The 376-nt window shown below is 60.6% G+C and carries 1 protein-coding gene; it reads right to left on the reverse strand.

The features are described 5' to 3' along the window. Positions 1-376 (reverse strand): autotransporter outer membrane beta-barrel domain-containing protein (locus tag AC1DIX_RS28235; RefSeq protein WP_477328681.1); only part of this gene is annotated, 376 nt, incomplete at both ends.

Here is a 376-nt window from a genome sequence, read left to right on the forward strand (position 1 = left end):
GGGTCGATGCGTCGTTGTGAGAATAGATAGCCCCACCGACGAGGTCGAGGTGACCGAAATCGCCCGCGGCATAAAGACCGCCGTGATAGGAATCCGTATCCGCCTGATCGAGGGCATCGTGGCTGTAACCGGCCATCCCGCCGAGACGCCAGTGATCCGAAACCGGCACGTCGCCGCCTGCGAAGATGCCTGATGTCGTGGTGTCGATACCGGCGGCATTGCCATCGTCCTGCCAGCTGTTCGAAGACAGGAAGCCCGCACTCCAGAATGTTGCCTGGTCGTGCTGTTGATCGGCGCGCGATGCCACTTCCTCGATAATCGCATCGAGGGCAAAGCGGCTTTCCCACAGCAAAGCGCTTTTGAGCGAGGCGTGAAC

The sequence above is a fragment of the Massilia sp. 05N420 genome (assembly GCF_056397205.1).